This window comes from Streptomyces sp. NPDC057697 (genome assembly GCF_042799335.1).
GTDB lineage: Bacteria > Actinomycetota > Actinomycetes > Streptomycetales > Streptomycetaceae > Streptomyces.
The window spans coordinates 38,571-60,439 of sequence record NZ_JBHVJA010000016.1 but is presented as its reverse complement, the minus strand read 5'-3'; the positions used below and the strand labels follow the sequence as shown (position 1 = coordinate 60,439).

General features: G+C 68.8%; 16 protein-coding genes and 1 pseudogene. 7 read left to right on the top strand and 10 right to left on the bottom strand.

What is annotated here, in order from left to right; translation table 11 throughout:
- The first annotated feature begins 34 nt into the window (after positions 1-34).
- Both ACFVFH_RS31415 and ACFVFH_RS31410 read left to right on the top strand, forming a co-directional pair.
- Positions 35-1,294 (top strand): family 2 encapsulin nanocompartment cargo protein terpene cyclase, encoded by a 1,260-nt coding sequence (locus tag ACFVFH_RS31415; protein WP_383774949.1) that lies wholly within the window; start codon positions 35-37, stop codon positions 1,292-1,294.
- 5 nt (positions 1,295-1,299) lie between these two features.
- A complete protein-coding gene (locus tag ACFVFH_RS31410; protein ID WP_383774946.1) occupies positions 1,300-2,193 on the top strand; it encodes a geranyl diphosphate 2-C-methyltransferase in 894 nt (297 codons plus the stop codon).
- Positions 2,194-2,270: 77 nt separating this feature from the next.
- Here ACFVFH_RS31410 and ACFVFH_RS31405 read toward each other — a convergent pair whose 3' ends face one another.
- Positions 2,271-4,514, bottom strand: coding sequence for a PQQ-binding-like beta-propeller repeat protein (locus ACFVFH_RS31405; protein ID WP_383774944.1), 2,244 nt, complete (start codon positions 4,512-4,514; stop codon positions 2,271-2,273).
- Positions 4,515-4,880: 366 nt separating this feature from the next.
- Here ACFVFH_RS31405 and ACFVFH_RS31400 point away from each other — a divergent pair, with 366 nt between their 5' ends.
- Positions 4,881-5,234 (top strand): AAA domain-containing protein, encoded by a 354-nt coding sequence (locus tag ACFVFH_RS31400; protein ID WP_383774941.1) that lies wholly within the window; start codon positions 4,881-4,883, stop codon positions 5,232-5,234.
- Complete coding sequence (locus ACFVFH_RS31395) at positions 5,177-5,698, top strand: hypothetical protein (protein ID WP_383774939.1); 522 nt, start codon at positions 5,177-5,179, stop codon at positions 5,696-5,698. The genes ACFVFH_RS31400 and ACFVFH_RS31395 overlap by 58 nt, the downstream gene beginning before the upstream one ends.
- 34 nt (positions 5,699-5,732) lie before the next feature.
- Here ACFVFH_RS31395 and ACFVFH_RS31390 read toward each other — a convergent pair whose 3' ends face one another.
- Entirely contained in the window at positions 5,733-6,776 is a 1,044-nt protein-coding gene (locus tag ACFVFH_RS31390) for a beta family protein (RefSeq protein ID WP_383774937.1), read from the bottom strand.
- 508 nt (positions 6,777-7,284) lie between these two features.
- On the opposite strand from ACFVFH_RS31390, the gene ACFVFH_RS31385 reads away from it, so the two are divergent.
- Positions 7,285-8,673 (top strand): condensation domain-containing protein, encoded by a 1,389-nt coding sequence (locus ACFVFH_RS31385; RefSeq protein WP_383774934.1) that lies wholly within the window; start codon positions 7,285-7,287, stop codon positions 8,671-8,673.
- Positions 8,670-9,959: an MFS transporter gene (locus ACFVFH_RS31380; protein ID WP_383774932.1), complete on the top strand. Its 1,290-nt coding sequence runs from the start codon at positions 8,670-8,672 to the stop codon at positions 9,957-9,959. The genes ACFVFH_RS31385 and ACFVFH_RS31380 overlap by 4 nt, the downstream gene beginning before the upstream one ends.
- 33 nt (positions 9,960-9,992) lie before the next feature.
- On the opposite strand, the gene ACFVFH_RS31375 is transcribed toward ACFVFH_RS31380, so the two are convergent.
- The 6 genes from ACFVFH_RS31375 to ACFVFH_RS31350 all read right to left on the bottom strand — a co-directional run bounded on the left by ACFVFH_RS31375 (position 9,993) and on the right by ACFVFH_RS31350 (position 16,225).
- Entirely contained in the window at positions 9,993-10,652 is a 660-nt protein-coding gene (locus tag ACFVFH_RS31375; protein WP_383774930.1) for a YdcF family protein, read from the bottom strand.
- 18 nt (positions 10,653-10,670) lie between these two features.
- A complete protein-coding gene (locus ACFVFH_RS31370; RefSeq protein ID WP_383774927.1) occupies positions 10,671-11,756 on the bottom strand; it encodes a hypothetical protein in 1,086 nt (361 codons plus the stop codon).
- Positions 11,753-13,078 carry a hypothetical protein gene (locus ACFVFH_RS31365; protein ID WP_383774925.1) on the bottom strand — a complete coding sequence of 442 codons (1,326 nt, stop codon included), beginning with the start codon at positions 13,076-13,078 and terminating at the stop codon, positions 11,753-11,755. The genes ACFVFH_RS31370 and ACFVFH_RS31365 overlap by 4 nt, the downstream gene beginning before the upstream one ends.
- Positions 13,075-13,332 (bottom strand): acyl carrier protein, encoded by a 258-nt coding sequence (locus ACFVFH_RS31360; protein ID WP_383774923.1) that lies wholly within the window; start codon positions 13,330-13,332, stop codon positions 13,075-13,077. Before ACFVFH_RS31360 ends, ACFVFH_RS31365 begins: the two co-directional genes overlap by 4 nt.
- A 12-nt stretch (positions 13,333-13,344) precedes the next feature.
- Positions 13,345-14,589 carry a radical SAM protein gene (locus ACFVFH_RS31355; RefSeq protein WP_383774920.1) on the bottom strand — a complete coding sequence of 415 codons (1,245 nt, stop codon included), beginning with the start codon at positions 14,587-14,589 and terminating at the stop codon, positions 13,345-13,347.
- A gap of 715 nt (positions 14,590-15,304) precedes the next feature.
- Positions 15,305-16,225 (bottom strand): hypothetical protein, encoded by a 921-nt coding sequence (locus tag ACFVFH_RS31350; RefSeq protein ID WP_383774918.1) that lies wholly within the window; start codon positions 16,223-16,225, stop codon positions 15,305-15,307.
- 340 nt (positions 16,226-16,565) lie between these two features.
- Here ACFVFH_RS31350 and ACFVFH_RS31345 point away from each other — a divergent pair, with 340 nt between their 5' ends.
- Complete coding sequence (locus ACFVFH_RS31345) at positions 16,566-18,107, top strand: hypothetical protein (protein WP_383774916.1); 1,542 nt, start codon at positions 16,566-16,568, stop codon at positions 18,105-18,107.
- A 1,130-nt stretch (positions 18,108-19,237) separates the two neighbouring features.
- On the opposite strand, the pseudogene ACFVFH_RS31340 reads toward ACFVFH_RS31345, so the two are convergent.
- Positions 19,238-20,004: pseudogene (locus tag ACFVFH_RS31340) on the bottom strand (transposase).
- A gap of 36 nt (positions 20,005-20,040) precedes the next feature.
- A complete protein-coding gene (locus ACFVFH_RS31335) occupies positions 20,041-20,454 on the bottom strand; it encodes a hypothetical protein (RefSeq protein WP_383774914.1) in 414 nt (137 codons plus the stop codon).
- Positions 20,455-21,869: the final 1,415 nt, after the last annotated feature.

The following is a 21,869-nucleotide window of genomic DNA, read 5'->3' as shown; positions in this document are numbered from 1 at the left end:
CGGGACAGCCGACCACCCCACCAAGGAGCCATGGATGTCCGCGCCCGAGCCGCCACCACCACAGTCGAGCCTGCCGGAGGCCGCTTCCCATTTCGGGGCACACGTACTCGCCGCCGCGGCCGCCCTCGGCACCGGCAGCACGCCCGCCACCGGCGGCCCGGCCCCCACGCCCGCCCCGCCGCACCCCGGCGTCCCGGCTGCGCAGGTACCGGGCGCCGGTCTGGAACGGATCCTCCGCGGTCCCACGGGCCTGGGGACGGCGGGCCTGCGCCTGACCCCGCGGGAGGAACCGCCGACGCCCGCGGCCCCGGCGGAAGGCGTGCCGGTCCCCGGCCTTTACCACCACCCGGTGCCCGAACCCGACCCGGCCAGGGTCGAGGAGGTCAGCCGGCGGATCAAGGCCTGGGCACTGGACGAGGTCGCCCTGTACCCCGAGGAATGGGAGCAGGAGTTCGACGGCTTCTCCGTGGGCCGCTACATGGTCGGCTGCCATCCGGACGCGCCCACGATCGACCATCTGATGCTCGCCACCCGCCTGATGGTGGCCGAGAACGCGGTGGACGACTGCTACTGCGAGGACCACGGGGGCTCACCCGTCGGCCTGGGCGAACGACTGCTGTTGGCGCACACCGCGCTGGACCCCCTGCACACGACGGAGGAGTACCAGCCGCAGTGGGCGCGGTCGCTCCACGCGGACGCCCCCCGGCGCGCCTACCGCTCCGCCATGGAGTACTTCGTCCGAGCGGCCGGGCCGTCCCAGGCGGACCGGCTCCGCCACGACATGGCCCGGCTCCACCTGGGATACCTCGCCGAGGCGGCCTGGGCCCAGCTGGACCACGTACCGGAGGTGTGGGAGTACCTGGCGATGCGCCAGTTCAACAACTTCCGCCCCTGCCCCACCATCACCGACACCGTCGGCGGCTACGAACTGCCGGCGGACCTGCACGCGCAACCCGCCATGCAGAAGGTCATCGCCCTCGCGGGCAACGCGACGACCATCGTGAACGACCTGTACTCGTACACCAAGGAACTGGATGCTCCGGGCCGGCACCTGAACCTGCCCGTCGTGATCGCCGAGCGCGAGGGCCTCTCCGACCGGGACGCCTATCTGAAGTCGGTCGAGGTCCACAACGACCTCATGCACGCGTTCGAGACCGAGGCCTCGGCGCTCGCCGCCGCCTGCCCCGTCCCGCAGGTGCACCGCTTCCTGCGGGGCGTGGCGGCCTGGGTCGACGGCAACCACCACTGGCACCAGTGCAACACCTATCGCTACAGCCTGCCCGATTTCTGGTAAGAGAAATGGACTCATCCGTGACCAACACCGCACTCACCGCCACCGCCGCCCCGCTGCGCGTCCCCGGCCCGGCGACGCCCTACCAGGGGGACATCGCCCGTTACTGGGACGGGGAGGCCAGGCCCGTGAACCTGCGCCTCGGCGATGTCGACGGCCTCTACCACCACCACTACGGCATCGGTGAGATCGACCATTCCGCGCTCGGCGACACCGGCGACAGCGTCGGCGAGAAGAAGCTGATCGCCGAACTCCACCGGCTGGAGTCGGCGCAGGCGGAGTTCCTCCTCGGGCACCTCGGCGACATCGGGCGGGACGACACCCTGGTGGACGCCGGCTGCGGCCGCGGCGGCTCGATGGTGATGGCGCACCAGCGCTTCGGATGCGCGGTCGAAGGGGTCACGCTCTCGGCCAAGCAGGCCGACTTCGCCAACAACCGCGCCCGGGAACTCCGTATCCAGGACCACGTCCGCGCCCGTGTCTGCAACATGCTCTCGATGCCGTTCGAGACCGGGTCGGCCGCGGCCTCGTGGAACAACGAGTCGAGCATGTACGTCGACCTGAACGACCTCTTCGCCGAACACTCCCGCGTCCTGGAAGTCGGCGGCCGCTATGTGACCATCACCGGCTGCTGGAACCCTCGGTACGGCCAGCCCTCGAAGTGGGTCTCACAGATCAACGCGCACTTCGAGTGCAACATCCACTCGCGCCGGGAGTACCTGCGCGCCATGGCCGACAACCGGCTCGTGCCGCAGGCCGTCGTCGACCTCACCCCCGACACGCTGCCCTACTGGGAGCTGCGGGCCACGTCGTCGCTGGTCACGGGGATCGAGGACGCGTTCATCAACTCCTACAAGGACGGTTCCTTCCAGTACCTCCTCATCGCGGCCGACCGCGTCTGACCGTCCGGCCCCCTGCTGACCCGGGGGCGCCACGGCGGTGCCGGGGAGGGCCCTCCCCGGCACCGCCGTGTCCGCGGTCAGCCCGACTTCGGCGGCTTCTGCGCGTCGAAGGCGAAGACCGTGTTCTTGGCCGCGGCGACGATCACCACACGCCCCGCGACGGTCACCCGCGGGCTCGCGCCCTGCTCACCCGTCAGCCCGTCGGCCTGCGGATCCGTCGTCCACAGTGCCCTGCCGTCCCGCGGCGACAGCGCGACCACCCGGCCGGTGGCCGAGCTGAAGTACAGCGCACCGGCTCCCGTCACGGGGCCCGACGCACCCTCCACGCCCGTCTGACGGGACCACTTCGCCCGGCCGGTCGCGGGGTCGATCGCCGTGACGAGACCGGTCTGCCTGCTCACGAAAAGGGTGCCGTCCGCCATGCCGGGCGTCCCCGTGTACATCTCGGCCAGCCGGGAGTACGTGACCTTCCGCGAGTCCGGGTCGACCCGCGCCACCCCGTCGTAACCGGCCAGCGCCGGTCCCTCCAGACGCTCCTTGAGGAGGACGAGCCTGCCGTCGGCCACGCCCATCGGCACGGCGGGACCGTCGACCGCGACGGGTCTGCCCAGGGCTCCCGAGGCGCGGTCGACCGTGTACAGGGTGGGGTGCCGCACCTCCAGGGCGTCCACCTCCGCGTCGGTCGCGCACATCGCCAGGAGCCGTGTGCCCATCGGTACGGGAGCGCACTGGGTGCCCGCCGGGAACGGCGTCTCCCAGGAGACCGTGCCGCTGTGCGCGTCCCGGGCCTCGAAGCGGGAGTTGGTGGCGTCGACCGTCACCACGTCGGAGCCGACGACGGCGGCGTCCTGGGACCGGCCCGTGACGGCCTCCGACTGGGCGCCGGACGCGACGGACCACAGCTCCCGGCCGCTGCTCGCGTCGAGGGCCACCACCTCGGTGGGAGGGCCCTGCGGGGCTTCCTGGTCGGCGAAGCGGTAGCCGAGCACGGTGTCGTCGGTGGCCCCCACCAGGTGCATGCCCTGGGCCGGGACGCCCGGACTCTTCGCCGTCCAGACCCGCGAGCCGTCCGACACCCTGATCCGGGCCGCGACGACACCGCCGCCCCCGCAGAACAGCGCGTCGCCACGCGCGACGCAGCGCAGCTCGTCGGGGATGTCCTCCTGGCCCCCCGGCACGGTCCTGTGCCACGGCCGGAAGCCGTCCGGGAGCGCGACACCCGGCGTCGCGACGCCGTGGTCCCGGACGCCGCCGCCCTTCCCCCCGAAGGGACCCGCCTGCAGCGCGGCGGCTCCCCCGCCGATCGCCGCCACCGCGACCGCGGCCGCGAGCACGGGACGCCACCGGCGGCGCAGACGGCGGCCGATGGAGGTGTCGGCGTTCCCCGTGCCGGGACCGTCCGGGGCGTCGGCCGGCCCGGCCGGCGACGGGGCGACCGGCGTCGCGAGATGGTGCTGGGTGGCCATGTCGCGGGTGCGGCCCGTACCGGCCCCGGCCGCCGCGGCACCGCCGAGGTCGGCCGGCAGGTCCCGCAGCAGCACGAGGAGTTCGTCCGCCGAGGGGCGCCCCTCGGGCTCCTTGTCCAGGCACGGCTCGACGACCGCCCGCAGAGCCACCGGTACGGCGTCCAGCGACGGCTCCTCGTGCACCACCTGGTACGCCGTCAGGTACGGGCTGTCCGCGTCGAAGGGCCCGTGGCCGGTCGCCGCGTAGACCAGCAGCGTCCCCAGCGAGAAGACGTCGGACCGCGGCCCGACACCACGCGGCGCCTGCAACTGCTCCGGCGACATGAAGGGCGGGGTGCCGATGACCCGCCCCGTCATCGTCAGCGTCTGCTGGTCCGCGGCGCGCGAGATGCCGAAGTCGATGACGCGCGGGCCCTCGGGCGAGAGCACGACGTTCGAAGGCTTGAGGTCACGGTGGACGACACCCACCCGGTGGATGTCGCGGAGCGCCTCCGCCAGCCCGATGGCGAGCCTTCGCAGCTCCGCCCCGTTCAGCGGGCCGTGCTCCGCGATGCGCTGGGCGAGCGTGTGCCCCTCGATGTAGGTCGTCGCCATCCACGGCTGCTCGGCCTCGGGGGCGGCGTCGACCACGGCGGCGGTGAACGCGCCGCTCACCCGCCTCGCCGCCGCCACCTCCTGCCGGAATCGGATGCGGAACTCGTCGTCCGCCGCGAACTGCTGGTGGATCAGCTTGATGGCGACGGGCCGCCCCGAGCTCGTCCGGGCCAGGAAGACCGTGCCCATGCCGCCCGAGCCGAGCCGCGCCTCCAGCGGATAGCCGCCGATCTCGGCTGGATCACCTCCGCGCAGCGACACTCTTCCCGACCTCCTGTTCCCCGTGCGCCTCTGCCATCACGGGCCTGCGTATACGTCCTGCACACAAACTAGCCGCAGGGCAGTACAGCAGAACAAAGCGGGTGACGCACGGGGAGCCCGGGGCCGCCGCGGCGCGGCCGATCCGGAGACGCTGCCGCGGACGGCCACGCGGTGTCACGACGGTCGAGATCTCGCCGGGCCTGCTGGTACGGACAGAAACCTGGAAGCCCGGGAGCGGGAGGCCGCGACGTTGGCCGCACTGCTGGCCGAGCCGGCCGGGGCGCCGCGACCGTCGCCGGTGAGCTGCGCAACCACCACGCGCGTACGGCTGCGCTCCGGGCCGAGCCGGCTCCGGTGCTCGGCTGGGTGGACGTGCCGTACGGCGAGTCCTCGGTCGGCAGCGGCGGCCGGTCGTGGCGCAACCGGGCCGAGGCGGACCAGGTGCGGCAGACCGTGGACGAACTGCCGGCACGGCTGCCCGAGGACGCCACCGTCGGGGTGGTGACGCCGTTCCGCGCGCAGAAGGACGCGCTGGCCCGGGTGTGGGCCGGTGACGACCGGGTCCGGGTCGGTACGGTGCACGCCTTCCAGGGCGGTCGGCGCGACGTCATGGTCCTGAGCCCGGTGGCGACGGACAACACCCCGCCGAGGACGACGCACGGGTGTCGAGCCAGGTCAATCTCTGGAACGTCGCGGTCACCCGGGCGAAGTCGCAGCTGATCACGGTGGGGAACCATCGCTTCTGGCAGGGGCAGGCGGGGCTGCCGACGGTACTCGCGGAGCGCTCGACGCCGCTGCGTACGGGGGCCGCCGACGACCGGAACGTGATCCCCGTCCCCCAGGCACCGCCCGCGTTCCGCGAGGAGCTGGCCGACCGTCTCCAGGAGTACCTCGGCGCCCGTGGCGTCACCGACCTGGAACGCGCGGCAGTGGTCGGCGGTCACACGGTGGACCTGCTGTTCACGGTGGGCGGAGAGAATACCGCGGTGCTGATCGACGCGGGTACGCCGCCCGGACAGGATCCCGCACGCCACCTACGGCTCAGCCACGCACGCGGTGACCTGTTGATCGGGCTCCCCTCCGGCGGTCGCGGCGCGAAGCCCGCGCCGGTGACCCGGACGGTGCGGCTGCCGGCCTGGCGAGTGGAGGCCGGACCGGCACTGCTGGACCCTCTCTTCGCCTGACCACCCCCACACGGAACGGATGCCGCGGGCGGGGTCACGCCCGCAGGCTCCGGACGACGTACGACATGTGCTGGACGTTGCCCACGCGCAGCCAGACCGCCGCGTTGCCCGTCCCGGAGGGCCCCTGCCCGTGCGCGCAGTCCCGCAGCCAGACTTCTCCCGCGCCGGCTGCCGCGCCCCGGAAGTCCGGCATCTCGACGAGCTGTCGGGCTGCCGCCCGGTTGACGGTGATGCGGTCCTCGCCACGAGCAACGACCTTGGCGAGGACGAACGCCTCCTCCGTGGTGTAGCGGAGCGTCCCCCAAGGCGGCCCACCGCCCTGGGACGCCTCGCGCGCGAGCGCCCGCACGGACTGGATCCCGTAGTCGCCGTGGTTGAGCCACCGGACGTAGCCGCGACCGCTGTCCAGCAGCTCGCGCCAGGTGTGCCAGTCCGTCCGGGGTACGACGTGCAGGCCGTGTTCCACCATGTCGGCGGTCACCGCCGGAAAGGCACCGCCGAGCACGGCGGCGGTACGCCACGGAGTCAGCGGCATCAGGTCGTCGAGGGCGCGCAGGGCCTCCTTCGCGGCCCCGGCCCGGTCGGCCAGGACGGTGCCGAGGTCGAGCAGGAGGTCCGTCTCGACGGCCGGATCCGCGCGGGCCAGGAGATCACGCACGGCTACGGCGGCCGCGCCTTCCCACTCGCCGGGCACGGCGACCCGTATGCCGAGGCCGTTCCCGCCGGTCCGGGCCTGAGCCAGGGAAGCAACCTGGTGCGAGACGGGGCGGTCGGGGCCGGTGACCGGTCGCAGCGGGGCCAGTCCGCCCAGCTCCGCGAGCACGGCCGTCAGTGCCGTCAGTTGTGCCGCGTCGGCGAACGGGGCGTCGAGCCAGGCGGGATGGTGGCGCTGCCTCTTGCTCACCGCGTGCGCGTCACGCCGGATCTGCGAGCGGAGGGCGTCCGGGGGAAGGCCCCGTCGCGGAGGCAGGTTCCAGAGGGGTACGACGGCCGACTGCACGGCCGGGGCCAGGTGCTGGTAGGCAGCCAGGGCGTGCGGCTTGGCCGGCAGGACGGGAACATAGAGCGGTCTGGACATGGCGGCTCCCCCTCGGCTCTGCCCGTGCCCTCTTCCCTCGCCTCTCAGGTTCTCCTGCTTCCGGGCACCCCGGAAACGACGCCTTTTCAGTCCGATTGGCCGAAAGCCCGTTGGACCGCCCATCATCCGGCCGTATGTCGAACGCGCCCAGCCTGATGTGACGGCCCTTCAGAACGAGCGCGGTGCGAGCGACGGCGACCCGGCGGACACACGGAGACGGCGTGCACGATGCGGCGCATCGGGAGCCGACAGCCGTACGAGGGGACCGCCAGGGACCACGTCCCAGGTGGCGAGGCGGCCGACGGTGTCTCAGGCGTCACGGAACAAGGCCGATGAAAGGAGCGATTCAGGGCGGTCGGTTCACGCTCCGCACCACTGAGGCAAGGAGTCGCGCGGCAGGTCCTGTGGCTCTTGCCGTGATCCCGGCGAGGACCTAGCATCCCCTCTCGATCGACAAAATTGGTCCAGTCCAGTCTCGTTCAAGGCTGAACACCACGTCGGGAGACTCTTGTTGGCCCCGTTCCCGCTCTCTCCGGAACAACAGAGCATGCTCTTCCTGGAAGGCCTCTTCGGTCCCGGGATCTTCCGCAACACGCTCATCTCCCTTCCGCTCCGGCCCGAGACGTCCAGGGCCCGGATCCAGTCCGCGATCACGCGTCTGCAACAGCGGCAGGAGGCGCTGCGCAGCGGTTTGGTCGGGCGTGCGCCCTACTTGCAGCGGATCGAGGCCGTTGCCCCTCGACTGCGCACCGCCGTCACACGCCCCGGCGAGAGTGCGGGAGACCTGCTGGCCGCCTGCAAGGCCGATTGTCTGGTGTCGGCGCAGGTGCGCGAGATCCCTGGTCGCGCCGAGTATGCGCTGATCGAGGACTCGGCCGGGCGGGAACGATACCTGCTGGTGACCCTGGATCACCTCGTCTGCGACGGACATGCCGAGCGGGTCCTGACAGCCGAGCTGACGGCCCTGCTGGAGGGCGCGCTCGGGCGGCACGGGAGCGAGACGGACGAACTTCCGGTGAGTTACCGTGAGTTGTGCGAGAGGCGAGTCGACGCCGCGGCGCGGGCTGAGCGCGAGACACGGTACTGGTCCCGCTCCCTGGATCGCCTCGAACCGGTTTCGGGACTGATTCCCCGGACGGGCGGAACGGACGCCGGGCCGACAGGTGGACTGTCACTGGGCCAGGTGCAGAAGCTCTATCGTGGACCGGCCCTGCATACGCTGGTCGGCGCCGTCTGCCGAGCCCAAGGGGCCACCGCTTTTTCGGTGTTGGCGGCGCTGACCGCGGCGGCGATCTGGCACCGTGGTGGGCCCCGTACGCTCGCGCTGTTCACTCCGGTCTCGACTCGGCAGCGGCCCGGGTTCGATGTCGCGGCCGGTTGCTTCGTTCACGACCGTCCGGTGGTCTGCCACATCGATCCCGACCAGGCCCTGTCGGACTGCTTCAAGTCCGTCATGGGCCAGAATCTGGCCGCTCTCCGCTTCTCCGCGCTGAGCGTCGCGGATCTGGCCTGCGCCGTACCACCACTGGGTGCGGCACTGCTCTCCGACGGCATCGACTACGTACAACTGCACGTCCGGATGCCGACCGAGGCCGCGACCGGCTCCGCGGCCGCCGCGCGATCCGTCGCCGACGCCACCGGTCCGTTGCCGGCCCCTGACGAACGCGAGCCCCGCGATCTGGGTCCCTTCCGTCCGGCCCAGGACCTGAGTGTCACCACTCTGCGCTTCGAGTTCACCCCCGAGGCATCGACGGTGCGGGCCTTCTGCGGGGGCGCTCCCGGTGGGATGGCCGTGGCCGAGGGGCTCGCCGACGACGTGCTGGCGCTGCTGGCCGGCGTGCTGCGCGACGCGGATGGCACGGTCGCGGCCCTGGTCGAGAGCTCGTTGCCGCGGTGAGAGCGCGGGCACGCTCCGGGTACAGCGGTGCCGTAGCGGAGAGACAGCGTGAACGACGGCTGTGGTCGCGGGACTTCAAGCTGTTCTTTCTCTCCCGTGCCGTGGCCCGGCTCGGTGACACGATGCTGCCGGTGGCGCTGGCCGCAGGGCTGCTCCAGCAGGGCCACAGCGCCACGTCGGTCGGTGTGGCCATGGCGGTACCCACGGTGTCCTGGGCCGTTCTGGTCATCTTCGCGGGGGTGATCGCCGACCGGGTCGATCCGCGGCGGCTGATGATCGGGGCGGACCTGGTCCGGCTGGTCAGTCAGTCCTTCGCGGCCGGTCTCTTTTTCTCCGGCCACGTGGCGCTCTGGCAGGTCCTGGTGATCGGTCTCGTCAACGGTGGCGCCTCGGCGGTCTTCCAGCCCGGAGTGGCCGGCACGGTGCGCCAGTTGTCCGCGGATGCGCAACAGGGCAACGGGGCGATCCGCACCGTCGAGGCGGTGATGTCGCTCGTCGGCCCGACGGCGGCCGGCCTTCTGGTCGCCGTGGCGTCGGCCGGCAGCGTCTTCGCCGTGCATGCCGGCACATACGCGGCCAGCGCCCTGTGTCTGTGGGCGGTGCGGCGGCCGGACCGTGCCGCGTCGTCGGGAACGCGCGCCGAGGAGACGGGTACGGCACCGTCCGCGACCGGCGGCATGCGCCAGGGCCTGCGGGAGGGCTGGAGGGCGGTCCGGGTACGGCCGTGGCTGTGGGGCGTGCTGGCGCTGTGGAGCTTCTTCGCGCTCACAGCACGTGGCCCCACCACCCCGCTGATCGCGACGGAGATGGTCCAGCAGCACGGCGTGACCGACTACGGCCTCGTCAACTCGGCGCTGGGCTGCGGCACCGTCGTCGGCGGGATCCTCGCCATGCGGCTCCGGCCCGCCTTCCAGCTGCGGGCCGGAGCCGTGGGCGTGGCGCTGTTCGCCGTCTTCCCGTTCGCGGTGGGCAGCGGACTGCCCGTGCCGGTGATCGCGGCGGGCGCGGTCGTCGGAGGGCTGGGGATGGCGTTCTGGGGGGTGATGTGGGCGACCAGCATCCAGACCCAGGTCCCGCACGAGGTACTCAACCGCGTCTACGCCTATGACATCGCCGGCTCGATCGCCTTTCTGCCGGTCGGCGAGGCGCTGGCCGGGCCCGCCGCGGAGCTGTTCGGCCGACGCTCCATGCTGCTGGCCGGTGCGGTGTGCACCGTGGCGGTGTCGGTGGCGCTGCTGAGTGTGCCGGCGATCCGAAGGCTGCGGCGAGTCGACGGCCAGGACTGACACAGGCCGCGCTCCGGCTGACCGGCTGTCCCGCTACGACTTGACCAGGCGGCTGTCGAAGCCGGCCCGCACCAGATGGTCGTAGGCCCCGCGCACCGGGGCGGGAACCCGCTGCTCGGTAGCGAATCCGAGCCGTGGGTACTCCTGTATGCGCTGCAGCTCTCCGACCAGCATGTCGATGACGAGTTTGCGATCTCCGATGGCCGCCAGGTAGTCCTCCAGGCCGATGCGTTCGGACGCGCACTGCACAGCGACCTCCGGCCACACCTTGCGACAGGTGGCGTAGGCCCGCCGCTCCATGTACGGCTTGCAGATGAGCATGACGGAGTCGACGGCCAGGCCCCGCTGGTCCAGCAGCGTTCGGGTGCAGGTGATGTTCTGTCCGGTGTTGGCGGCGCGCGGCTCGACCAGCACGGCATCCTCGGGCACGCCGAGGGCGATCGCGTGCTCCCGGTAGTGCACCGCTTCGCCGCGCGGAAAACGGTCCTTGGTGGTGGGGCTGTTGCCGCCGGTGAACACCAGGATCGGGAAGAGCCCGGCGCGGTAGTGGCCGACCGCGGTCGTCGCGACCCCGAGATCATGACTGCCGAGTCCGATCGCGGCTGAGCAGGGGCGGACCGGGCGGTTCAGGAGCAGATAGTCCCACATCTGCCGTGCGGCGTGCAGATCCTGGTCATGGATGGTGATGGTCATGGGTGTTCCACCTTCGCCTCAGATTCGCGGGGTCAGCAGGCCGTCGAGCAGATTTCGCGGCCGGGCGGCGGCGCCGAGCAGCGCCCGGTGCAGGGGCTCCAGGCGTTCGGGGGCGAAGCCGTCGGCCTTCCAGTCGTCGTAGGACAGGGCGAAGCCGAGTTGCTGCCACAGCCGTCCGTTGGCGGCCTCGTGGCTGCCCGCCGGCTCCAACAGGATCAGCGGGGTGGCCGTCCAGAGGCTGTCGAGCAAGGTGCCGCCGCCCGGCTTGCTGACGATGGCACTCGCCGACCGGGCCAGCTCGTACGGCAGTTGCCGCCCCTGTCTTTCGGAAACAGCGGGATCCGTGGGATCCGTGGGATCCGTAGGGCCCGCGGGACCCGTGGGATCCGCGAGGACTTTGAGTAGCGGTGGCAGACCGTCGTCGTGCCAGGGATGCCAGTCGGGGTCGAGAGTGAAGCAACGGGCCCAGTCGACGGCCGCGGGCGCCTCCGGCACGATCAGATCGAGCGGCAGACCGGCCTCCGCCAGCTCCCGCGCCCGGTCCCGGTAGCTGCCGATGGCCCAGCCGCCGCCGTGCACCAGCAGCCGCCCCTCGCGCGCGGACCAGGGGATCGGCGGGCGCGGGTCGACGGGGATGGTCCAGGGCAGGGTGCCGTCCTCGCGGGCCAGCCACACGTGCTCGGTCTCAGGTGCGTAGCGGCCCGCACGGCGGTACGACGGTGAGACCACGGCGTCGACATGGCAGGCCAAGGTGCGCGTCGGCCGACGGCCGAGGTAGCCGTCGAGGAGGCGCAGCCAGAAGCCGGAGAAGACCACGAAGGTCTGTACGCCCTGCTCCTCCCAGTGCTTCTCCAGCGCTCCCACGGCCTGTGGCGTGAAGTCGTCCACCGGGTCGGTCGCCAGGCCCTGCGCGGCCACCGCGAAGCGCAGATCCCGCTGGAAGCACCGGCGGGACTCCACCACGGCCGCCAGCCGGTCGCCGGGCAGCCAGCGTTCCAGTACGTCGACCATGACATCGGCGCCGTGCTCCCGTAGCCGCTGGGCAAGGCGCAGACCTGGAACATGGGCACCGAGCGCCACCCCGGAGGTGAGGACGGCGATCATCCTGTGGGCACCTTTGTGCGTGTCACGCTGATCCCGGCGGTCGTCGCGCACTTCTCGGTGCGGGCGCGCAGCGCCGGGAAGTCGCCCGGTGCGCAGAACGCGGCGCAGACGAGCCGGCCGCGCGGAGTGCACAGACTGCCGCCTGACAGTGGCAGGACCCCGGGCCGTGCGCCGCCGCCGTACAGCAGTCCCGCTGCACGCAGTGCGGACAGCAGTGATGTCACGTCGGTTCCGTGCTCCACAAACATGTCCTGTTGCCACAGATGCGCCCGCAGGCCGTATGCCCGGACGCGTTCGTCGAGCTCCAGCGTCAACAACCCCATCGACATCCGGGCGTTGATCTCCAGGACGGGCAGCCAGCCGCCGTCGGCCAGGAGCATGGAGTCGATTCCGACAGGGCCGAAGTAGCCCGCCGCCGCCAGGGCGCGGGCCACCTGCTCCAGGACGTCCGGATAGCCACGCCGGTCGAGTTCGGCCGGCAGGTCCGGCGGCACCGGGTGGGAGACCGCGTGCCGGTAGCCGCCGTTGGTCATGCCTTGCAGGCCGCGCAGGGACCAGGTGCCGTCACGGCGCATCTCCAGATGGGCGGAGAAGTCCTGGGCCCGCTCGTAGCGGGGCTGGACCACCAGCTCGGTGCGCAGGCCCTCGTCCTCCTGGGCCTGTAGTCTGCGCACCAGTCGGCGCAGCGCTCCCGGCCCGGTGACCTCGACAGTGCCGCGACCGGCCACCCCGTAGGGGTCCTTCACCAGGACCGTGCCTTGCAACCGCTGTACGGCGGCGGCCAGTTCATCGGCGGATCGGACCACGGTGCCCGCCCCGGGCAGTTCGAGGGCGGCTGCCAACTCCGATGACCAGGCCTTGCCGTTGACCTGCCGAACCACAGAGGGGTGCGGCAACTCACCTTCCCTGTCGGGATGTTGCCGCAGCAGCTGTTGGGTCGCAGGAAGCACCGCGTACGGCTGGATGTCCGCGGCCGTGGCCACGGCACGGCACAGTGCGGGATCATCGGCGATCGCCTCTTCCACAGCGGCGTCGGCGTCGCCTGTCGCGGCTGGTGCGGCCGGGACGGACCGGAAGGTGATGCCTGCCGCACCGAGGGCTTCGAGCTGGGCTTGGGCCAGGGGGCCGCGGGTGACCAACAGGTCGTCCGGCCGGCAGGCCGCGGCAAGCGTCTCGTCCAGGCCGGAGATCACCGTGCGGGCCTCGGCGCCCACCAGGCTCGGTAACCGGGTGAGGGAGGCGGGGCGCCAGAGCCGCTCCGCGTCGAAGGTACCGAAGCGAGCGGTACCCCGGGGCCGCAGCGGGCCGGTTCCGACCGTCACCGGGAGGGTTCCCGGCGTGCGATGACTTCCGCGCTGAACGTACGGACCGAATTGAGGTGCTGCAGGCTCAGGTTCTCGAAGTCCAGCTCGATGTCGAATTCATCCTCGATCTGCAAAAGAAATTCGATGGCCTCCAGCGAATCCAGACCGAGCACAGCCACCATGTCGACGTCGGGCGATATCTGAACGGGCTCAAGTCTGCGGCCGAGCACGTTGGTCAGCACCTTCATCACGCGCGTCTCGGTGTCGGTCATCTCCTGCACCGTTCACACCCCGTTCATGTAGAGAAGAATGCACTTCGAGCAGACCGGCATCATTCCCGTCTCCGCCAGGATCGTCCGGACACGGCGGAACCGTTCACTCTGCCACAGTTGCAGCGTCGGCGTCTCGTACAGATTTCCGACGACGAACTCCGGGAAGAATTTGCACGAACTCACATTTCCGTCCGCATGCACCTCCATGCGATTGGTGACGGCCAGACAGCGGGTGCGCCGCTGGGCCGGCTGCGAGGTGCCGAGGATGAACGACTCGACCTCGCCGTCCGCCAGCTCCGGCTGGTAGCGGATGCGAGGCGCCCAGGTCCGCGAGGCCAGTCGCGCCATGGACTCCCGCAGCACCGGCAGCAGTTCCTCGGGCAGCCGGTACGTGTAGGAGTGCCAGGTGGGCCGGGCCGTACCGGTATCGGGCTCCAGCCAGGCGAAGTGCTCGCGGTAGACCTCGTCCATCGCTCCGGCGACCTGCGGGCTGATGTACCAGGGGAACTGGAAGTAGACGGTGTTGACTCCGGTCTCCTCCGCCCATTCCATGAACTCGTACATTCGATGCACGGTGACATGAGAAACCATGCATCCGACCGATACCTGGCCGCGGTACTCGCCTTTCCGCTGCAGGTCGAGCATGGCTTCCATGTTCTTCATCGTCCGTTTGAACGTGCCGCGACCGCGCAGTTCGTCGTGGTCGGAGTCCAGCCCGTCCAGGCTCACGAGAAGATTGAGATGCTCGCCCATGCGCAGCAGATCATCCATGTGGCGTTGGAAGAGCAGACCGTTGGTGCACATGGTCACGGTGCGCGGATAGCGTTCGATCAGGCGCGACACCTCGTCGAAGCGACTGTGCATCAAGGGCTCGCCGCCCCAGATGTACAGACGTCCGGGCACCCCCGATGTCTCCTGCAGTATGTTCTCGATCAGTTTCGGGTCGAGTTCCTGCCGCTGCTTGTCGATTCCCCAATCCCGAAAGAACCCCTGCTCATTCCACTGATAGCAGTGCGTGCAGCGAAGGTTGCACTTGTAGGTGAGCTGCAGGCTCACCTCACGCGGTATGTCTGCCGCGTAGGCACGGTCGACGCGTAACCCCGCCCGGGATTCGGAGCGAATCGCAACCGTGTGCTTGATGTCCGCAAATTCTTTGGCGGTGAGCTTACGGCTCGTCCTGGGGGACATCTCTCTCCTCGGTTCGACCAGCAAGGCAAAGCGAATTCGTGGAGCAATGCGACGCATCGTGGCGTGCACGCACCGCCACTGTCAACCACTGCTCGGGCGCCGAGCGCGAGCATCAACTTGCCTACCGGACATGGCCTGTTCGGGTACATGACCCCAGGTAGAGGCTTGACACCCACAGATGGTCTAGGCCACTATTCGAGTGGTCTCACCCTGCTGGTCCGGCACGGGTGAACCACCGTATCTGGATTTCCACCCCGGAGGTCGGCCGTGGAATCGAGCGCGTTGGACAGGTCTGCCATCACGGGAATTCAGCCCGTCTTCACTAGAACGTAGAACAACGACTGACGCAATATGAATGGCCCGGAACGGACCGCCGCACCCGGTCCTTTGGGCGGTACCGCTCCAGGGCGAGGATTGCTCGACACATGGACGTCATTCGATTCGGGCGGCAGTGCGCCGGGCGAAAGACACGCAGGTCTTCGGACGGGCGACGCCGCGTTCGACGGACCCTCGGGCCTCGGCCAGGGCACGGCGGTTTCTCTTTGGTCACCAGGCGCGTTCGGTCCGGTCGGACTTCGGTCCTGCCGCCGGCGTCCTCGTCACCCGAGGAACGACAACCGCACCTGCCGACGAGGGTTGTCCTTGTTCGTGTCCACCAAACTCCGTTAAGGCAACCCCCAGCCTATCCGGATCCCAACGCACGGCTGAAGCATCCACTCGGCATGTGTGGCGAGCCGTGCCCAGTCCCCACCACGTCAGCATCACGCCTTCTTTGCCGACTCGATCACGAGACGTAGCGTTCGGTCACCACCATCGCCGTCCCTGCGAGGACCGCTCCCACGCGCGACTCAGCCCACTCGGCGAGCAGCAGCGGCTTCTCGTCCACGGACTTCAGCAGATGAGCGATCTCCTCGGCGGTCGGCGCGACCGGAAGGGCACAGCCGACCATGTCGTGGCCTGTCGCGCTGGTGTGGTTCCCGGGCTCCTCCTCGGGATCGTCCGGCACCCATCGGCCGACCTCGATCTCCCACGAAGTCTCGTCGTCGCCTGGCTCCGGCGCTTCGATCGTCAGGTAGAAGCCGTCGGAGTCGTACGGCTCCACGAAGAGGCGACAGCTGGGGTCGTCGAGTGAAGCCCCCACGTCGCCGCCCTGGGCGTGCGCGGTAACCAGCACCCGGAGGGCAGCGATCGCCTTCTCCCGTTCCTCCGAGGTGAATCCCGACTCGCGTCGGTCGAGCTGCTCGCGCGTCTCATCGCTCAGCGTGTCCAGCCCGTCGTCGTACTTCACGAAGGGGTGCCCGAACTCCCAGCAGCGCTCGGTCTCCGGCTCATCCTCGGTGGAAGCTCCCGAGAACTCTACGAGTCCTGTCTGCAACCCGTGCTTCTCTTCATCCAGTTCGGATCGGATCGCCCTGCTAACCGTGTCGGGGAGAGCTGCCACGGCACTTTCCAGGTCGGCGAGCGCCCGGTGAAGCCGCAGGCAGACGTACTCGTACCAGAGACTGTGGGCGCCGCCGAGAAGGTTGGGGCGGGCGGCAGGATCGGTCAGGGCGGCGAGGTGCGTGCGCGGGTAGTAGCCCACACGCCGTTCCCGGCGGTCATGGATGCTGACAGGGACAGTAGCGAAGGCGGAGATTCGATTGAGGGCATCGACGACCGGACCCGCAAGGTGAGGCTCGGCAAGACTTGTCACGGTCTTGGACACGACGCTGTCCGGACCTTGGTAGGTCGCCAGGATCTGAGTCTTTCCACGAGTGGCATGCTGAGAGTAGATGGTCAAGGAAACGCCTTTCGGCTGTCCGGCACAAGACGGCCGGACAGAACAGGTGCGCAGGAAGCGGGAAGGAGGTGGTGGCGAGGGCGCGTTCCGACGCTCCGTACCTCGAGATGACCGGGGGTGGCCCAGGTACCGTCCCAGGCTCCGTTCCTGCCCGTAGGGTAGCGCATACTCTGCGGGCCGTAGGCAGATACTCTCCCCAATCGGCCGCAGGGAGGGGTATTCGATATCACGGCGGGATGTTGACCGCGCCGCATATAGTCAGCCGGTGGACCACATCTCCCATCGTGACGATTACTACTACCACGAGCAGGACCCCAACTGCCCCCGATGCTGTCTGGACGCGTTGCGCACTCGTCCTCCTATGGCCGGCGAATTCGCGACGGCACGCGGCCTTGAAGGACTGGTGGACGAGCATGGCTCCTTGGTCGAGCAGCATCTGTTGCGGTTGACGATCGATAGCTGGGTCACAGCTGGTCACATGTACCCGTCGCCCCCGGGCCTGGTGGAGTGGATGGCTCGCCTCAAGAGCCCCGCTCGGGTCGCCGAGGCCATGCCGGTACCGGCTGCGATAGCCGTCGGCGTCGCTGCGGGCCTGATCGACCTCAACCAGGATCTCGTAGACGGCCGGGCCGGCGAGGTGACGAGGCGGCTGGCACCGCACGCCGAACGCGCACTGGTGGATCTGTGGCGCAACCTGACGCTGTTCAGCATGGAGCGCTTTCCCGTGGAGGCTGCGGGACTCCGAGCCAGAGTGGAAAAATCCGCGAGTCGCCGCCCCACGCTGTGGGCCAGGTCACTCCCGTGGCTGTTCGCCCTTGCCCGCCACATGGACGGTCTCGATATCTACCTCACACTTGCCCTAGCCGAACAGCGCCGGTCAGTGCGAGCGGCTGTCAAGGCGGCCACGCTAAGCGTGGTACCGGAAGTCCGGCGCCGAGCCGAGGGAATCCAGGCCATCGCCGACGGCAGTGGCCCCATCGAGCAGAAACTGATCGACGCTCTGGGCGGCTCCATGGACGCTCGACGTCGTGTCTTCCCGAGACCCCTCGACGCTCCGTCGTCGACGTGGCTCGCCGGCGCCGGCCTGGAGGATCTGATGCGCGGAGCGGTAGCGGGCGCGGTCAAGGACTTCATGGGCTTTGTGTCCCGGTCTGGTGCGCAGGACGAAGAATCGCTGACTGCCCGCCTGCTGGAGAAGCTCGGGCAACGGTTCGCCGCCGGATCGAGGGCAGGGCAGTGGACGGATCCGGATTCTCCAGAGGTAGCGCTGGCGAGTCGGCAGGAGACGAAGAACGCGGAGAAGGCGACCGGCGCGGACATCGGTATCGTCCTCGAGGTCACGGTCCCCGGTCGGCTGACCACGAGGATCGGTGACCTGGTCCAGGTAAAGAAGGCCAACGCCCTTATTCCCAGCGCCTCAGCTGGTGACTCCTGGAAGATCAACCGCCTGCAGCTCGACACCCTGCTAGAGGTCAGTTCGACGGCGACATACTGGCTCATTCCCAGCAGCGGCAATGTCTACGTCGTGCCGGCTAAGTTTCTGGCTGCTATTGGTGCTGCCCGCTCCGGGCGCGATTCCCTGTTCACCGTCGGCCACAGCGATGTACGTCATACCGCCCTGAGCCTGGAGCACTACCTGACCGACCTGACGGTAGGCATGTGGCTGGGAGGTACTAGCGCCGCGACGCTCTCAGCTGCCGCAGGCAAAAATCCGGCGAACCGTCCAGAGTTCTTCCTCAATATCAAAGTCACGCTTCCCCGCTTCCTTGAGGATGGGCAGAGTGGTCCGCAGCGGATCGGAGGGTGAGCAGCATGAGAATTAGAGGGTTGTGACCGGCGCGGAACTCGGCGAGCTATTACTAACACCGGCAACGGCCAGATGTCAGAAGCCTCAGCCGTCGGGGTCCTCGCTATCCGTGGAGCCGGGCTACTCAGGTCGGGGCCCCACGGGCGCTTCCAGACGCCAATGCAACTGTCCGGGAGCAGTACACCCCGACCGCCAGGCCAACCTGGCGATGCACACCATCGTGCTGGTGCGGATGCGTCAAAACGGGAAGGTTCCTCTTCAAATAGGCGACATCATGATGCTTCACTCCCCGAGTTCGCCGACGGAGACATCAACTGGCACCTCGGCATCGACGACTGCGCGCCCCGGCCTGGTTCGAGCCCTTCCTCAACGCCACACCACGCACCCCATCCGCACCTACCGCCGCTGAACAACTCCCAGCTCACCGGCGCCGCAAGCTGGCGGGAGCAGCCCCTGAGTACCAGATCCACGGGCGGCAACCGCGACCGCTCCGAGTCGGCTCACTGGGCCAGCACCCGTAGCGCGCACCTCTGTGCGCCTCGTGTAGCCAGCCAACATCGACAAGCCGGTGCCACCAGCTTCGGAACATTCCAGTGATGGGGCGTTCCTAGCAAAACGTGGTGACCTGTCAGCGGCTCCGCCTTCAGTTGGGAAGGGTCTCCTTGATCGATGGATTCTGTGATACGTATGCTGACGGCCCTCGCTGTGCGTGGCACATGGGGAACAGCCTGCCGAGCGGAAAGTTCGGGCTGCCTAGTCGACGTGGAGGTAGCCGGGTTGGAGCGTTCCCTTAGCGTGGCGGCCGGCATTCCGCCCATACATTTCGGAGTGCACGAAATCCGAACCGGCAGCACGGACGGCGCGCGCCGATTTCGATAAGATGCTTGCGCAGCTCGCCAGCGCAACCAATCCGAATGTCCGGATGATCGCCGCCAATCCGGGTGACTGAGGAATCGATGCTTTCGCTGGCAACCTCGAAGGCGCCGTCACCGTCTGGCAGTCCAAATACTTCATGCCGACAACCATGACCAACCATTCGCAGCAGATTCGCGAGTCATTGGCTAAGGTCTGTCCCGTAAATGATCTCCGGTTGGGTGTGGACGTGATTGTTGGCCAGTCTGGCTGCTCGCCTATCCGGCGAGGTTGAGGTTGTGGAGGCGGGCGATGCCGAGCATGGCGTGGTGACTCCGGCGCCTTTGAGGCGGCAGTCGCGGAGGATCTTCCAGGTCTTCATGCGGGCGAAGACGTGCTCGACACGGGCGCGGACCTGTTTGTGGGACGTGTTGTGGGCCTGTTTCCAGGCGGGCAGTTCTTCGCCTTTGCGGCGGCGGTGGGGCATCACGAGTCCTGTGCCCGGATAGCCGCCGTCGGCGATGGTCATGGTCTTGCCGACGGTGGCCTTCGCGCCGGACTCCTCCCATGCCTTGCAGTCGTTGCGGTTGCCTGGCAGGGGCCGGCCGACCACCACGACGAGCCGGGTGTCGGCGTCGATGACGACCTGGTGGTTGGTGGAGTATCGGTAGTTCTTGGACTGCTCGGCGATGGTGTGGTCGCGGGTGGGCACCAGGGTGCCGTCCACAATGAGCACGGTGTCCTTGGCGAACCGCTTGCGGGGCTGCAGCGCGAGTGACGGGCCGAGGTGGTCGATGATGCGGTCGGCCGCGGACTTCGAAATGCCGAAGAGCGGTGCGAGTTGGTGCATCGTCAAGTTCGTGCGCCAGTAGGCCGCCACGAGCAGCACCCGGTCCTTCAGGGGAAGAGACCACGGGCGGCCCTTGCGGACCGGATCTGCACCCTCACGGCGCAGAGCGTTCACCAGCTTGCCGAACGAACGCGGGCTCAGCCCGGTGAACGGGGCTATCCAGGATGGCTCGGACGCCGTGATCACACCAGCCACAACAAGATCATCTCACCCGTGACCAGAGGGGGCGCCTCAGATGCGGATGCTCAGCCGCAGGTCAAGCAGATGGCGTAGACGAGCAGAGGCACCACGAAGGGTTCCGAGCCTCCTTACCTCATCCACCTCAAGCTCCAGCCGGTCGGCGAGAGCGAGTACGGCGGCGTAGGGCCGCTCGCCCTCATCGAGCTTCGCTGCAACGGCTTCGAGGACAGCTCGAAGAACGACAGGGTTCGCACTGGGATGGCCTGCGAGCAGGCGAAGAAGCTTGTTGTCGTTCCAGACGCTGTCGCGGGCCGCGCTCAGTTCCCGGAGGGCTTCGGGCGGCGTGTGGGGATTGGTGGCCAGGGCTTGCCAGACAAAAGGGTACGGACATCTCGCGAGACGCTGCAGGACAAAGCTGTCTCTCTCGGCACGTGCCAGTGCGAGGTAGTCGGCAGGCGTCGGCACGAGGATGGCCTCTCAAGATGGTCGAAGCCGCCATCCTGCCACTGGACCTTCGCCGCAGCCGACTCCGGGCCAGTCATGACCCACCTGCCTCGACCATCACTTACGGGACAAGTCTTAGCGCCGAAACCTTGGCTCGGCAAGCTGCCGACATCGGTCTCCGTTCTCTCTGGGGAGCATTTTCCGTAGTCGCGCACGACTCTAGACGTTTCTTCCGTGCGCTTTGGCCGATAGTCTGGACCCAGATGGCACACCGTCATCAGAGACACCGGGCCTTCTTCCCCGATGGAGCCGTACCGGCACAGGTAATGGGGCGGCATGAGATCACGATGCCGTCCCATTCGCCAGCGTGCATACGTCACACTTGTCGGCATCACCCCTCCGCATTACGGCTCCCACTGCTCCGGCGTCCAGCAGAAGATTTGCTGGAGGGGGGTCCGAGTGTCGAACTGGTTGTGAGGCACGACCGACGGCAGCTGCACATCTGCTTCTACCATCGGAGATAGTTCATAGACTGAGTGCCTCCAAGGGGCCTCTGACGGCTGTGCCCGGGAAGAGCCGGGCACCCGCGGCATACCGATGCGCGAGACCGGTTGGTCGGGTCGCCTCTGCCGGGCATAGGCGCGCTCCCCGGATCAGAATCGCCAGCGGTAAGCCACCAGGCAGGCGATACTGAGGCGTGGCCCGTATCGTTTTTTTCCTCCACCGCCGGTCGACAGCGAGCAGACCCGCAGCTTCCGCACCCACGCCTCATACATCCGCGCGTTCCGTTAACTCACGCTCGGCGACAGCAGAGCAGAGGACGCTGTCGCCAGCCTTCATGACTCTGCGGCACCAGCCCTTTTCAGGGCTGATGTGCCATCGCGTTCCTGCATTCGGGAACAGGTGCTGGCATGCCTGCGTCGCGCATGGGCGACCGCTCGCCTACTGGAGCACACGCACGCACTGGCCGGAGACTCCGAGATTATCCGGCTCGCCAACAGCTGGGGAGCTGTTCAGTCCTACTACGTTCTCTACGGGGCCGCCCAGGCCCTGATCGTGGCCGAAGGTGGCGTGCGTCCGCAGATGCACGAGCCCACGAAGCGGCGCTACGTGGATCTGTGGACCTCTCGCAGTCTGCGGATCGCGCCTTGGACTCTCGCGGCGGCGGCTCCGGGGACCCGGCATGCTGACGCGGGCGGGATCCTCGGCGGTCCCAAGCGTTCCCCCTAAATTTCGATCTGCACCCGTAGGTAGCGTGGCAGGGCGGACAAGCCTGGGACATCGCGGCCAAGGCCTTGCGCTCCACCCACCAGTTGTCGTCGAGGACCGCCTCGCCAAGAGACGGCGTGAAAAGCTCAGCGCCAAGAAGAAGCAAAGGCGCCTCAACGAGGAGACCCGGGCGGCGACGGGCCGAAAGACCGCGCCTGAGCCGAAGG

Bases quoted from the DNA above. Each gene is read 5' to 3' on its own strand.
- ACFVFH_RS31375 (WP_383774930.1), bottom strand. From the start codon at position 10,652: ATGACCATCACCATCCATGACCAGGATCTGCACGCCGCACGGCAGATG.
- ACFVFH_RS31410 (WP_383774946.1), top strand. From the start codon at position 1,300: ATGGACTCATCCGTGACCAACACCGCACTCACCGCCACCGCCGCCCCG.
- ACFVFH_RS31370 (WP_383774927.1), bottom strand. From the start codon at position 11,756: ATGATCGCCGTCCTCACCTCCGGGGTGGCGCTCGGTGCCCATGTTCCA.
- ACFVFH_RS31415 (WP_383774949.1), top strand. From the start codon at position 35: ATGTCCGCGCCCGAGCCGCCACCACCACAGTCGAGCCTGCCGGAGGCC.
- ACFVFH_RS31390 (WP_383774937.1), bottom strand. From the start codon at position 6,776: ATGTCCAGACCGCTCTATGTTCCCGTCCTGCCGGCCAAGCCGCACGCC.
- ACFVFH_RS31360 (WP_383774923.1), bottom strand. From the start codon at position 13,332: ATGACCGACACCGAGACGCGCGTGATGAAGGTGCTGACCAACGTGCTC.